Origin of the sequence: Christensenella minuta, from assembly GCF_003628755.1 — a bacterium.
In the GTDB taxonomy this organism is placed as follows: Bacteria; Bacillota; Clostridia; order Christensenellales; family Christensenellaceae; genus Christensenella; species Christensenella minuta.
The window spans coordinates 2,241,639-2,256,458 of the sequence record NZ_CP029256.1; the positions used below are offsets into that span (position 1 = coordinate 2,241,639).

At 58.6% G+C, this 14,820-nt stretch carries 1 protein-coding gene; it reads right to left on the minus strand.

What is annotated here, in order from left to right; all coding sequences use genetic code 11:
- Positions 1 to 88: 88 nt before the first annotated feature.
- A complete protein-coding gene (locus B1H56_RS10765; RefSeq protein ID WP_066519590.1) occupies positions 89 to 14,818 on the minus strand; it encodes a DUF7601 domain-containing protein in 14,730 nt (4,909 codons plus the stop codon).
- Between the last annotated feature and the right edge of the window lie 2 nt (positions 14,819 to 14,820).

Consider the following 14,820-nt stretch of genomic DNA (forward strand, 5'->3'; position numbering starts at 1 on the left):
CTCCATCTGTACGCAAGCGAACGTTTCTTTGATTATAAGGCTTCCGGGAAGGGATGCGTACATCCCTTCCCGCGCCTCTCTTTTTAGGCTAACGCCTGCGCATTTCCCGGTAGGCCTCATAGGCCCTGACCGCCTGCTGCCTGCGTCTGCGGATCACCACGATTGCGATGAGCGCCGCAAGTACCGCGCCCGCCACGATGAACAGCGTCATCATACCCACCGGCAGGCCGCCTTCGTCGCCCGTTTTCGGGAATGCTCCCGCATAGGTCTGCGACTGGCTGTGCGTTACCTTGTTGGTATCCTTGAACCCATCGTCCGTCGGACTATTTGGGTCTTCGCCCGGTGTGGGTTCCTTCACCTGCGCAACGTTGTCGATGCTGACGGTTCCGGCCTGCTTCAGTTCGTTTACCGTGACCCCAAAGCTTACGGTTACGGTTTGTCCCGGACCGATCTCGGGGATCACCCACAGAAGTCCGTCCTTGCCGCCTACCTGCGTGCTTGCGGCTGTTATACCGGAAACGCTGCACTGAGCAGAGCCTGCTGCAAGCGCCGTGCCGTCCGGTACCGCGTCGCGGATGACTACGTTCTTTGCCGCGCCTTCGCCCTTGTTCGATACGCTCACCTTATAGGTGATCGTATCTCCGGCCTTCACTTCCGTTCCGCTTTCCGGGTCGGACGACTTCACTGCTTCAAGCACCGGTTCTTTGACCACATGGTACGTGGTCTCCGTTACCTTCGTGGTCTCTTCGCCTGCGTAGACCGGATCTCCCTTCTTATGGCCGTCCGTATCTTCCTCGTAGAAGAGGCCCGCGTTATTCTTGTCTTCGAGCATACCGGTATTTTCAAACACCTTGGAAAGCTCGTATACCGAGGTGGCCGGGTCGTCCGTCGTTTTAGGCGCCGTCACACGGAACGTGAGGTACGCCGTTTCTCCTTCGGAAAGCCCGCTTACAATCCATTCGACCCCGTTTCTCAACTGGCCCTCAGGCGTAGCCACCTGTTTTACAGCCATAGAGGTCACTTTGGCCTTCGAGCCCGTGACTGCGTTTTGGATGCTGCCCGCTGCCGAACCTTCCACAAAGGCCGTGCCCTCCGGGATCGCGTCTGTAACGGCGAGGTCTCCGCTCGCCGCGCCTATGCGCGTCACCCGCAGGCGGTATTCTATGGTCTGCCCGCGCTCCGTTTTTACCGGCGCGTTTTGCGTGCCGCGGTCTTCAGCCTGCGCGGTGCCCGATTCGATTACCGCCGCCGTCTTGGTGATGGCGGAAGCGCCTGTCCCGGTCTTATGCGTTACCACATTCGATTCTTCCGTTACCGGTGTCCCGGTGCCCGGGTCGTATGTGACGGCCGCCTGATTTAAGAACAGCTTCGCCGTCTCGCCGTCCGCGAGCTTTTCGACGACTGCCCTAAACCGGAAGCCCGTAACGCCCTGCGGTACGCTTTGCGCCGTCCACGTGATTTCACGCGTCGTGCTGTTATAAGCGCTGTCCGCAACCGCCGTGACCGTTCCATCCGGGCTGATGATCTGAATGCTGCCCGGTACGAAGGCAAGGCCCTGCGGTACGGTATCCTTCACCGTCACGTCATTTACCTTATCCGCCGCGCTCATCTGCATCGTGTAGGTGATCGCCTGTCCCTGCCTTACCTCCGCCGCATAAGACTCTCCGCTTCCGCCCATCGGGTCCGAAGTTTTTACGAACGTATGCGTCTGGTGCTGCACCTCGTTCGACGGGTCGTACGCGTCTACCGGCGGCGTCTCTTCAGCCGGGTCTACCGGCGGGTTCGGATCGGTTGGATCGGGCACATAGGAGTAGCCAACGTTCGTGATTACGCCCGGATCGCTGTCCTTCACTTCATTTACCGTGACCTTGAAGCTCAGTTCGATCGTGTTCTCGCTGCCTGCCAGTATCTCGGCGATCTTCCAGTCGATCCGGTTCTCGCCGGCCGTGTACGTGCCGCCCGTCGCTTCCGCGGAGCCTGCCACATACGTCGTTCCTTCCGGAATAAAATCTGCGACGCGCACGTCTGTTGCGGCTGCCTGGCCTGTGTTTACAAGCGTCAGCCTGTAGGTGATTTCGCCGCCTTCCCTCACCACCGGGATCAACCCGTTTGCTGCCGGGCTTGCCGGATCGGAGGACTTGGTCATCGTCACCTTCGGTTCTTTTACCTCATGATAGGTGATCTCCGTGGGTACTTCGTACTCTTCTGCCGCAAAGACGTTGTCTCCTGCCGTATACTGCGTCCTGTTGCCATCCTTATCGACAACCGTTACCGTTTCCGTATGCGTCGTTTCCTTCATTGCCTGGTCGGTCATGGCCGCCTGGTTCGTATACGTCTTTTGCAGTTCGTACTCTTCCGTTGCCGGGTCGTCGCTCGTTTCAGGTGCGTTCACACGGAATGTGAGGTAAGCCTGTTCGCCGTCCGAAAGGCCGTTTAATATCCACCGTACGCCGCCTGCCGTCATCTCCGCCGACTTCACCGCCGCCGTCGATCCGCTGGCTGCGTTCTTGATCTCGCCGGTGATAGAGCCTTCTACGAGCGAGCAATCCTTCGGGACCGGGTCTATAACCACGATGTCCCCGCTCTTCATTCCATCCGCGCCGGTATTTGTCACCGTCAGGCGGTATTCCACCGTCTGCCGCCGCTCCGTATAGACCGGAGCGGCCTGCGTGCCGCGGTCTTCATCCTTTGCAGTACCGGATTCAGATTCGATAACTGCCGCCGTTTTGGTGATTTCCGCCCAGCGGCTGCGCACCTCGTGCGTTACCTCCTTCGTCGGAGGATACTCCACGTCTTCCTCTTCGCCCGGGTTGTCCTGCTTCATGACCGCATGGTTTTTCAGTTCCTTCTTTGTTTCGCCTTCGGCGAGGCGGTCTACCTTCACCTGCACCTGGAAGTTTGACGTTCCCCAAGGGAGGTCAACCTGCGGCCAGGTAACGACGCCGCCCGCATAAGCGGTATCCTCGTCCACAGTCACCCGTTCCGCACCCGCCAGCTGGTAGCTGACCGATCCGGCGACCAGGCTCACGCCGTCCGGCAGAGTGTCTGTGATGACTGCGTTTTTCACGCCGCCCGCAGGCGCCGTCGCCGTAATGTTGTACGTGATGATATCGCCTTCTGAAACCTGCCCCGGGTTTACGAGGCTGCCGTTTTCATCCACCGTGCCGCCCGCAGGGGTACTCGTCTTTTCGTAGTACGCCGTCGGGTTGTTAACCTCGTTGGTCGGCTTATCCGGATCTTCCGGGTCGCCCGGGTCTTTCGGGGTTTCGTTGCCGTTGTCATGCAGCGCCGCGTTCACAATTCTGGCCGGGACGTCCTCCGGACTGAACTCGTCTACCGTTACCGTAAAGGTAACAGAGACCGCGTTTTCTTCACCCATCAGCACCTCTTCGAGGTTCCAGTTCAAGCACTGTTTGCCGTTCACCGTTTTGAGGGAACCGCTGTGGCTCGCGCTGCCGTCCTTGTACGTCGTACCTTCGGGGATATAATCCCTCAGCGTCACGTTCTGCGCGTCAGCTGTGCCCGAATTCACTGCCCTGAGCGTATAGGTAATCTCTTCGCCCGGCGCCACCAGCCTTCCCTGAACGTCCGGGTCGCCGCCGACCATCTTGTCGCTGGTCTTCGTGACGACGATCTTCGGCTCCGTCACTTTATGATAGGTTGTTTCCGAATCCTTATCGTATTCGTCCTTGCCGTATACCGCGCTGCCGTCTTCATTCACGGCGTCTTTTTTATCTTCGTCCACCAGGTTCGCTGTGTTTTCAAAGATATATACGCCTCTTTCACCTGCCGTAGTAGGCGCCGTTACACGGAAGGTAAGCAATACTTCCTCACCGGGGGACATGCCGTTTATGATCCACTGCATGCCGTCCGCCGTCAGCGTACCCGCGCCCACGGTCGCCGTGGAGTCTGCCGCCGCCGTTGTAAGAGCGCCTGTCGCGCTGCCGTCCACATAGGCTGTGCCGTCCGGAATCGGGTCTGTCACGATGAGGGGCCCGCTCTTAGCGCCCTTTGCGCCCGTATAGCTCACGCGCAGGTGGTATTCCACGGCCTGCGAAAGCTTGGTGTCTACCGGAGCCTCGGCGGTGCCGCGTTCTTCGGCGCCTGCCGTACCGCTGACAATAAGCGCCGCCGTCTTGGTGATATCCGCATTGCCTTTCAGCACCTCGTGCGTAATCGTGTTGGTGTCTTCGTCGATGCGGTTGCCGTTGCCGTCATTCATCGAGGCATGCGCCGTATTTTCATACAGCATGTAGCTTTTCCCCGGAAGGAGCTTATCTGCCGCCGCGCTGAACACGAACGCCGTCTGTCCTGCCGGAACATCTGTTTTTGGCCATGTGATTACGCGGGTATCCGCATTATAGGCGCTGTCCGGAACCGGCACCTTAGTGCCGTCCGGCGTTACGTAATAGATGCTGCCCGGCACAAGAATCATGCCCTCGGGCACGGGATCCGTTACTTCAAGTTCCGTTACCGGCTGCTCCGCATTGAACTGCACCGTGTATTTCACGAGCTGCCCCTGCTTTACCTCTGCGGCGCTCGACGCATCGTTCCCGCCCATCGGGTCGGATACCTTCACCAGCGACGTGAGCTGGTGGTTTACCTCGTTGGTCTTATCATACGATTCGTCCGGCCGATCCGGGTCTTCGGGATTTTCTTCACCTGGCCCCGGCACGCGGAAGAGTGCGCCGTTTGTCACGATGCCCGAGGTCTCGCTTTCTGCAAGGCCTCCGACCGTCACCTTGAACGATACTGTGGCTTCGCCGTCCACGGCGATCTCCGGAATCACCCAGTCGATCTGCGTTTTGCCCGCATCCGCCGTGCCGCCCGCCGTGATGCTTCCATCCACAAGCGTCGTGCCCGCCGGTACGTAGTCGCGCACCTGCACGTTCTTTGCGGCCGCGAGTCCGCTGTTCCCAAGCGTGATCTGATATTCGATCGTATCGCCCGCTTTGACCACCGGGATCAGTTCTCCCGGCGCGGGGCTTGCCACGATGCTGCTCTTCACAGCCGTCACCAGCGGCTCTTTCACCTCATGCCATGTTTTTTCCGAAGATTTCTCGTATTCTTTTTCTTCATATACCTTGTCCGCCGTGGTGCGGCGCGTTTCATTGCCGTTCTCATCCACTATGGTCACGGTTTCGGTATAGGTCTTTTCGCTCATCGCCTTATCCGTCATGTGCGCGATATTATCGAACACGCGGGATAGCTCATATGCTTGCGTAGCCGGATCGTCCGTCGTTTCCGGCGCGGTCACACGGAACACGAGCGTTGCGGTCTCGCCTGCCGACATGCCGGAAAGCGTCCATTTCACGCCTGTCCCCGTCACTTCCTTCACGGAGGTTGCCGTACTGGTCCCGCTGGCGCCGCTGAATACAGCGTCCGCCTGCGAGCCGTCAACATATGCCGTGCCTGCCGGGAAGTTGTCCGTCACCACGATATCGCCGCTTTGAAGCGCTTTTGACCCGGTATTGGTCACGCTGAGGCGGTATTCCACCACCTGCAAAAGCTTCGTTTCCACCGGTGCGGTTTGCGTACCGTTGTTTTCCGCAAGCGCGCTTCCGTCCTCGATCAGCGCCGCCGTCTTATGAAGCTCCGCACGGCGCGTATTCACCATGCTCGAGGTTTCCGTCGTCTGCCTTGGCTCCGTACCCGGCGTACTAACGACCGCCGTGTTTTTAATCTCGAGGCTGTCCGTTCCTTCCGCGAGTTTATCGGCCATTGCCCGGAAGACAAAGGTCGATTCTCCTGCCGGAACGTCTACCGTCGGCCAGTAAACCACGCCGTCGAGGTATTCGCAACCTGTCGATACGGGCCGTCCGCCTGCGAGCGTGTAGCGGATGCTGTTCTTCACGAGGCTGAGGCCGTCCGGAAGCTCATCCGATATTTCAACCCCCTTGACGCTTTCGGAAGCGTAAAGGCGGATCGTGTAGGTGAGGATATCGCCTTCGCGGACATCGCCTGCGGGGCTTACTTCCTTCACCATCACCATCACCGGGTTCTTTACCTCATTGGTGGGAGTGCCGGGGTCGGGGTCCTCAGGGTCCTTCGGCTCGCGGTTTCCGTTATCGTGCAGTGCCGCGTTCCGAACCGTGACGGGCGTGCCGCCTTCCGGGATCTCGTCCACAGTGACCGTGAACGTCACCTCCACCGTTTCTCCGACCGCGATGGCCGGAATGTTCCAATTCACATACTCCTTGCCGGACGCGCCCGCTTTCAGCTCACCGCCGTTAGAAGCGCTGCCGTCCCTGTACGTCGTCCCGTCCGGGATATAGTCGCGTACCGTCACGTTCTGCGCGTCCGCTGCGCCCGTGTTCGATACGTGGACCGTATACGTAATCTCGTCGCCGGGTTGTACGTATTTGCCCAGCACCTCGCTGCGGTCCGTCTCGTCGAACATCTTATCGCTCGTTTTATAGGCTTCGATGTTTGCCTTAAGGTAACCGTTCACAAACGATGCGTTTGCGCCGTCCGTGCCGATACTGCCGGAAACCGTCCCGCCCGCTGGGCTTTCCTGTGCATAGTTTGTTTTTGCGCTTTCCGTCACTTCAAACGTGCTGCCAAGCGCAATGTTCCCGAATACGGCCTTTTGGCCGCCGGCGAGGGTAAGCTTGCCTTCACTGTCCGTCGCAAAGGGTCCGCCCGCCGTGATCTCCGTGCCGGCCTGCTTGTCGTACAGCCTGTAGGCCTGGTTTGCGTACGCCGTGCCGCCCACCTTGACGGTAAACTCGAACGTATCGCCTTCCGGCGCGCCTTCGCCCGTCACCGTCTTATCGATTTCGAGGCTGCGCTTCGGCTCGTAGCTGTTGGTGAACGCCGCCAACGCGCCGCCCTCCGTCACCGTGCCGTCATAGCCAGCTGACGGCGTCGTCACATAATCCTCCGCGGATGCTTCCATGATTTCATACGTACTGCCCACCGGGATGTTGCTGAATACAGCCTTCCGGTTGCCCGTAAGCTTCATCTGTCCGCCGTCGTCCGTTGCGTACGTTCCCGGTATCTGCACGCCTGTCGTAAGGTTATAGAGCTTGTATTCCTTGTTGGCATACTCTGCTCCGTTCACCTTCACTGTGAAGGTGAATTCATCGCCCGACGGTGCTCCGTTGCCCGTCACCGTCTTTGAAACCACGATCTCCCTTGACGGTGCATAGTGGTTTGTAAATACCGCCGCCGAGCTGTTGTCCGCGGCGACGGTGCCCCTGCCGCCTGTCTGCGTCGCTGTATAATCGCCGTTCGGCGTCTCTTCCACTTCGTAAGGCGTCCCCGCGGCGATCCCTTCAAAGACCGCGTACTGCCCCGCCGTAAGCCGGAGCCTGCCTTCGCCGTCCGTCGCGTAGGAACCCGCGACCTCAACGCCGTCCGCGCCATAGAGCTTGTATTCCTTATTCGCGTACGCGCTGCCGCCTACAGTGACCGTGAACTCGAACGCCGCGTCCGCCGGGGCATTTTCGCCCGTCACGACCTTTTTCACCGTCAGGCTGCGCTTGGGCCCGTAACTGTTGGTAAACGAAGCCGTAGAGCCGCTCGCCGATATATTGCCCGATGCGGCTGCGCCGCCCTCCGGATTCGTCTGCGCGTAGTCCGCCTTGGGCGTTTCCGTCACTTCGTAAGGCGTGCCCACCGTGATGCCGGTAAACACCGCTTCCTGGTTTGCTTTAAGCGCAAGCTTTCCTTCGCCGTCCGTCTGGTATACGCCGATCTGCTCTATGCCGCCTTCATACAGCTTGTATGCCTTGTTTGCATAGGCGCTGCCGCCCACCTTGACGGTGAACTCGAACGCATCGCCTTCCGGCGCGCCGCTGCCCGTCACCGTCTTCTTGACGGTAAGCCCCTGCTTCGGTTCGTAGTTATTGACAAACGAAGCCTGGCCGCCGTTTTCGGAGATATCTCCGTCTACGGTAGTCTGTTCCGACGTATAATTGTCCTTCGCATCCTCCGTCACTTCATACGTGCTGCTTACGGCAATGCCGTCAAAGACTGCTTTCTGGTCCGCTTCAAGCTGAAGCTGGCCGCCCTTGTCCGTCATATAGCTGCCCGGGATGAGGACCGGGCTTGCCGGGTCGCTCACGTCGTACAGCCTGTATTCTTTATATTTGTATACCGCTCCGTCCACCTTCACGGTGAAGGTGAACTTGTCGCCGGACGGAGCCGTAAAGCCCGTACTTGCCGTTACGCTCTTGCCGACCTCGAGGCTGCGCCTCGGCGCATAATGGTTCGTGAATACCGCCGCGGAACTGTTGTCCGCAGCGATGCGTCCCGAGACGTCTGCCGCGGACGTCTGGTAATCCGCAGCCGCGGCTTCCGTCACCTCATATTTAAGTCCCGCGACAATGCCCTCAAAGACCGCCTTCTGCCCCGCCTTGAGCGTGAATTTGCCGTCCGCGGACGTCTGGTAGGCGCCGGAAATTTCGTTTCCGTCCGCGCCGTACAGCTTGTATGCCTTGTTCGCGCAGGCTTCTTCCGAAACCTTAAGCGTGAACTCAAACGCATCGTCCGGGGCTGTAAGGCCTTCTTCCGCCGTTACCGTCTTTTGCACCGTAAGGCTGCGCAGCGGTTCGTAATTGTTCGCGAACTGCGCCACGCTGCCCGCGGAGGAAATGTTCCCGCCCGCGCTTGTCTGGTCCTGCACATAGTCCTCTTTTGCGTCCTCGGTTACTTCATAGGCCGAATTTAAGAGGATGCCGCCGAATACCGCATACTGGCCGCCCTTAAGGCTCAGCTTGCCTGCACCGTCCGTCATAAACGGTGCGCCGTCCGTCATCTCCGTGCCATCCGCGTTGTACAGCTTGTATTCCTTGCCCGCATATGGGGCGCCGTCCACCTTGACCGTAAAGGTGAACGCGTCTTCCGCCGGAGCGCCTGTGCCCGTAACGACCTTTTTGACCGTGAGGCCCTGTTTGGGCGCATAGGTGTTGTCGGCATAGATGCTTACGTCGTCCATGCCCACGGTCCCGGCGGCGGAATCGCCGGAGGGCAGGTACTGGGACGTATAGCCGTCCTTTGCGCTCTCCACGAATTCATAAGTGGTGTTCACCGGAAGGTCCGCAAACACGGCCTTCTGGTTTGCCTTCAGCTTCAGCTCGCCGCGTTCGTTCGTCGTATAGGTACCCGGGACCTCGATCCAGTCGGTCGCGTCCCCAAGCTCCGCATTTTCCGCATAATACAGCTTGTAGGTCTTATAGAGATACGTCTTTCCGTCCACCTTGACAGTGAACGTAAATTCGTCGTCCACCGGCGCGGTCAGGCTGCCCGCCGAGCCCACCAGCTTAGTAAGGCTGATATCCCGCTTCGGGTCGTATTTATTCGTAAACGTGCCCTTCGAGCTGTCGTCGCTTGCGACCGTGCCCTTCCCGCCTGTCTGCGTAGTGGTATAGTCCGCCTTGGGCGTCTCTGCGATCTCATAGGAAGCTCCGCGCAGCGCCATCAGCACCGCTTTCTGGCCCGCCTTGAGGGTCAGCTTGCCCTCCGCGTCCGTCTGATAGCTTCCGCTGACCGCGTTCCCGTCCGCACCGTAAAGGGTGTATGCAGTGTTCGCAAGCGGCTGCCCGTTCTGCGTGACTGCAAATTCAAACGTATCGTCCGGGGCCGTAAGGCCAAAGACCGATTCCACCTTCTTTTCCACGGTCAGCGTATTGCGCGGCTCATAATGGTTTAAAAACGCAGCTGTCGCGCCGTTTTCATCCGTCGGGACCGTTCCTTTTGCGGCCGCGCCCGAAGTCACGTAATCCGCCTTCGCTTCTTCCGTCACTTCATATGCATACCCCGCAAGGATGCCCGAAAATACCGCGCGCTGGCCCGCCTTCAGCTTCAGCCGCCCGTTTGCGTCCGTCTGGTATACGCCGATCTGCTCGGCCGGGTTTTCCGGGTCGGTAATATCGTAAAGCTTGTATACCTGATTCGTATACAAAGCGTTCCTCACCTTCACCGTGAACGTAAATTCATCGTCTTCCGGCGCGGTGTATCCCTGCGCGGCAGTCACCGTCTTTTCCACATTCAGCGGACGGTATGCCTCGTAGCGGTTGGTGAACGAAACGTTTGTGGTCGGCATTAGGGCCGTGCTGGTCGTGATCGTGCCGCTGTACGTGCCCGAGCTTGGGCTTGTGATCGTATAATCCGCCTTGGGCGTTTCCGTGATCTCGTACCGCCAGCCCTTCACCACCTGCGGGAATTCCGCATACTGGGCCGCTTTCAGGGTAAGCTTTCCGTTTTCGTCCGTCGCAAACGGGCCGCCCTCCGTGATCTCTGTTCCGTTTGACCGGTACAGCCTGTATTCCTGGTTTGCGTACGGAGCCATCGTATTCGCCGTTTTGCCCAGCTTAACGGTAAATTCAAACGTGTCGTCCGTGGGTGCGTCCGCCCCGCCCGAAAGCTTGGTCACGTTCTTGGTGAGCCGCAGCTTGGCAAGGTTCCCGATATAGTCGTTGACAAATTCCGCGTTCTGCGGATTATCCTTGTCGAGCGTTCCCGCCGCGGCGCCGCCCTCCGGCGAAACGATGGTATTGCCCGTCATCGTTGCTTCCGTCACGCTGTATGCCGCCTTGTTGTCCATGCGGCTGAATACGGCCATCTGGTTATGTTTGAGCGTAAAGATGCCGTCCGAATCCGTTGCCCATGTGCCTGAGACCGCCGTGGGGCTTGCCGGATCGCTGATATCATACAGCGTATATTCCACGGGGCCATATGGCGCGCCGTTCTGCAGCAGCGTGAAAGTAAAATTCACGCCGTCAAGATCAAGGCCCTTCGCCTGCTTGGAAACACGCAGCTCCGCCGCCTCGAACAGCTCCACGGTCACGGCGTTGCCGAGCGTAGTCTCTGTTTTGGTTTCCCCCGTCGACGCGGTGAATTCGTTGATCCACGCCGGGTTGTTGTATGCGTGGATGGTCGGTTCCGTAAGCGTATCCGGCGCCTTCATATTGAGCGCGATATACGTGCCTTCAAGAGGCGCGAATACATATTCTGAGCCGTCCACCTTCTTGGAAAGGTCTACGGCCACCGCCTTTACCGCGCTCATATCATCGGGTTTTGCCGTCGTCCATCCGGAGGCAGCGTCGGAAAGGTCGTACGCCGCGTCCGCCTTGGTGGAATAATAGACCACCGGGTCGATCCCCTTGCGCCTCGGCATGGTGGTATCTACAGAATCCAGCGTGCCCTGCCAGTAGGTGCCGTCGAACACGATGTCGTCCACGCCTGCGCGGTCGAGCGCCGCGCGCTCCAGGCGGTCAAAGATCACAACGCTTTTCATCGTGCCTCCGTCTGTATTCTGTACCTGCAGGCGGTAGGTATACGCTTCACCCGTCGCCACGCGCGCGCTTTCATCATACACCGCGAACTTGTCCGCGGCCTCTTTCACCGTTTTGGTAATGCCCGTCGCCGTCGCCACCGTGATGTCGATCGTCGAGCTGGCGTACGCGTACTGGGTATTCATTTCCTCCGTATCGCCGTTTTCATTCAAATCGGCAAAATACGAAGTTCCGCTGTCGTCCTTGCCCACGCCGGAGGGAGCGTTCGCGCCGCTGTCCGGCCGTACATATTCGCTGCTGCTGTATTGATTGCCTACGCCAAGGAAGGCGCCCTCCTGCGGCTGCCACGCCGAATCGTTTTCCTTGCCGTTCGCCGTCTTGTAATCCGTGTAGCGGTAATAAGCCCCCAGCTTTACGGAAAGATTGAAGAACAGGCCGTCGTTGTAATAAGCCTCGCCATTATAGGTCGGGTTCGGGTTGAATTCCGTATGCACATACACTTTGACCATTGTGCGCCCGGTGCCCTTGTAGTCCTCGATTACATCGTACGACGTGACGGTCACGTCGTCGTTCGAGAGGAAATAGGTCCGGGTGCTGGTGTTGTTGTAGCCGCTCGTCGCCGTAATGGCCACGTTCGGGTCGAACACATACCCCTCCGGCAGCAGGTCGTAAAACACCCAGTCCTTCTGCGTCCAGCCAAGCTGTTCCAAGGTTGCGCCGCCCGCGTCCTTCAGCTGCTGAAAGGTCACCGTGTTGTAATACGAAGACGAGTTTGCGTAATAGTTATACCGCATCGTCTGCGACCCGGTCAGCGTGATGTTCGCCTTGACCTGGCTGTTTGTTTTATCATTCGTCAGGCTCACCGACTTGGTGTGCCCGTTCACCGTATACATCGGCACAAAGTATTTATTCGCGTTGTATTCACGCGAATATACCTGCGAACCGTTCAGCTCGATATAGTTATCGGAATAGTTCTGGAAGGTGATACGGTTGCCCGTCGCGACGGAATCCTCCACCAGCGACTGGAAGACGGGCGAATCGCTCCTGATCGTCGTATGGATATACATATACACCTGCGACGACCACCCGTGGGAGGAATCCGACGCGTGCTCCGCTTTTACCTTGTAGATACCTTCCGCTTTGAGGGAATCCGGCACATAGGCCATCGCGTCGATCGTACCCTTTGAGGTATACCGTTCATGCCCGTTCAGGTCCGCGGCTTTTTGCACGAAATTTTCATAGGGAATTTCCCCCGCCTCCTGCCATGTGCCCGGAGCCGCCCCCGTCTGCACGTAAAGCTTGACCGGGTTTCCCGTCGGGGAATAGAAGTTGGAGTAATCCGACATCTCCTGGCTTTCATCGATAATCCAAAGGAGATCTGCTATACTGACCGCCCAACTGGAAATATAGTAATCCTCAGGCCCGAGGGCCACATTGTTGGCAAACATCCTCCCGTCCTCGGCCACAACGTTCATCTTGCTGTTTTCCGGGGTGGGGATGCTGTTTTCATTTAAATATTTCCGTCCGTACGCGTACGTATAAAAATTTGTTTTGCTGTATCCGTTGTTGACCGTCGAAACGTTGCTGTACGACATGTCAAAGTCCTGGCCGTTGTCCATAGACGTTTTCAGCACCGGGACGATATCGTTGTTGCCGTTGGTGCTTTTATACGTGTAATACAGGCTGCCCGTAGGCCGCGGCGGCGTCCATTCCACGATCGGCACCGTCACGGATTTTTCCTGCGTACTGGTGATTCCGTCGTCCACGCCGGTCAGCTCCACCTTAAAGTTGTTTTCCACGCTCGAACCCGTCTGGTATTGGTCCTTGGGAAAGCGGACGACGGCATAGAAATACGCGGTGCTGTAAGCCGAATTCGTGAGGTAATCGCGATAGCTTGAGCTATATGTGCTCAGCAGGCGGTTGTAATCAAATGTTAATGTATCATCGGTCAGGTCCCACCAGCCCGCTTGGGCGCTTGCCGAAGTCCCCGAGCCCAGCCTTCCCGTATAGCCGCCTACCAGCTCGCCGCCCGTACCCGGGAGCTCCGTCAGCTTAACGTTATAGGGCTGCGTGAAGTTGACGTTATAGCGCATCTGGTATACCACATACCAATAATCGTCGAAATCGTCCGGCTTATCCTGCCCCGTGAGGTTCGGCGCATAGCTCTGCACCGTGCTCCAGTTCGCGACCTTGCCGCCGTTTGCGACTACCTTGGCGGCGGACGTTACCTCCGCTGACGTATCGATGCTGCCCGTGATGGCATTGCTGTCCGGCCGCTCTTCGCCCTTGGTCGTAAGCTTTGCCGCAAAGCCGAAGTCCGTCTCGTCCACAACGCCCATCGCATCCACCGACCACGCGATCTGGATCAGGTTGTTGCCTCCCGCCTTGATCGCCTTGCAGTTGGTGAGGAGCACGTCGCCCGTCTCCGGGTCGACCGTATAGTTGAAATCCGACGCGGCGATCATGCCTGGCGCCAGCGGCACGCCGATATCCGTAAAGTTGCAGTTCGCGCCGTTCATCGGCGTGCCCGCGCGGTAAGTAAGCAGGGTCTGCGGGATGCGGATCACAACCTCGCCGACGGCGTAATCCGTATTATTGGAAAACGTCACCTGTGCCTTGATCGTCTTTTTCGTCGTATTATTCCAGCCTTCAAGCGAAAGATCGTTATCCGACTTGGTACCCGGCAGGCTGTCGTACGCGATCCACTTAAGTTCAAATTTATAATTTTCCGTTTCTCCGCCTTCGGCAGGTTCCTCCTCCGGCGCTTCCGCAAGCTCATTCATTTCCGGCGCTTCCGCCGCAGGGGATTTTTCCTGCTGAGCTTCCGTTTCCGGCTCCGCCGTGTTCTGCCGCAGCTCAAGCTGCGCCGTCCCGCCCTCCTGCGTCACGGTACCCGTTGCGGAAACGCCGCCCTCCGTATTCAGCGCCAGAACCGCCGTATTCTCCAGCGTTCCGTTATTTTCCGGGACGACAAAGGAGAAGCCCTCTTTCGCGCTTCCTTCAAGGACGTATCCGGTTCCGTCGGCAATGTTTTCAAACAGCGCCGCGCGGCCCGTCTCCATGACGAGCTTTCCTTCCGGGCTGGTATAATATTCCCCTTCCAGCTCCTCGGCCGGGTCCTTCGTCACGTCAAACAGGCGGTATTGCCGGCCTGCGTACGCTTCGCCGCTTACCTTGAGCGTATACTCCGCCGTCTCTCCTTCGGGAACGGTTTCGCCTGTGATGGTATTGTAAATCCACAGGCTGCCCACAGCAGGCTCCGTCCCGTCCGTTTCCCCGGACGCTTCGGCGTCTGCCTGCGCGGAAGACTGCGGTTCCTCCGCGGCTGGCTCTTCCTCTGCGTCAGGCACCTGCTCGGCCTCTCCGCCGTCCTGCGCGGAAGCCTCGTTCGCGCTTTCCTCCGCCACGGGCGTAGGGATAGGGCCGGTGTCCGTCTGTGCAAACACCGTAATCACGCTGCTGGCCGCAATGATAACCGCCAGGATCAGCAGGATCAGATTCCGCACCCGTTTTTTTGTGGAGACCTTCTTGCTTTCCTGGATGTATTCTTCCTTCTTCGATTGCCAGTTCCCGTTCATCG

Bases quoted from the DNA above. Each gene is read 5' to 3' on its own strand.
- B1H56_RS10765 (WP_066519590.1), bottom strand. From the start codon at position 14,818: ATGAACGGGAACTGGCAATCGAAGAAGGAAGAATACATCCAGGAAAGC.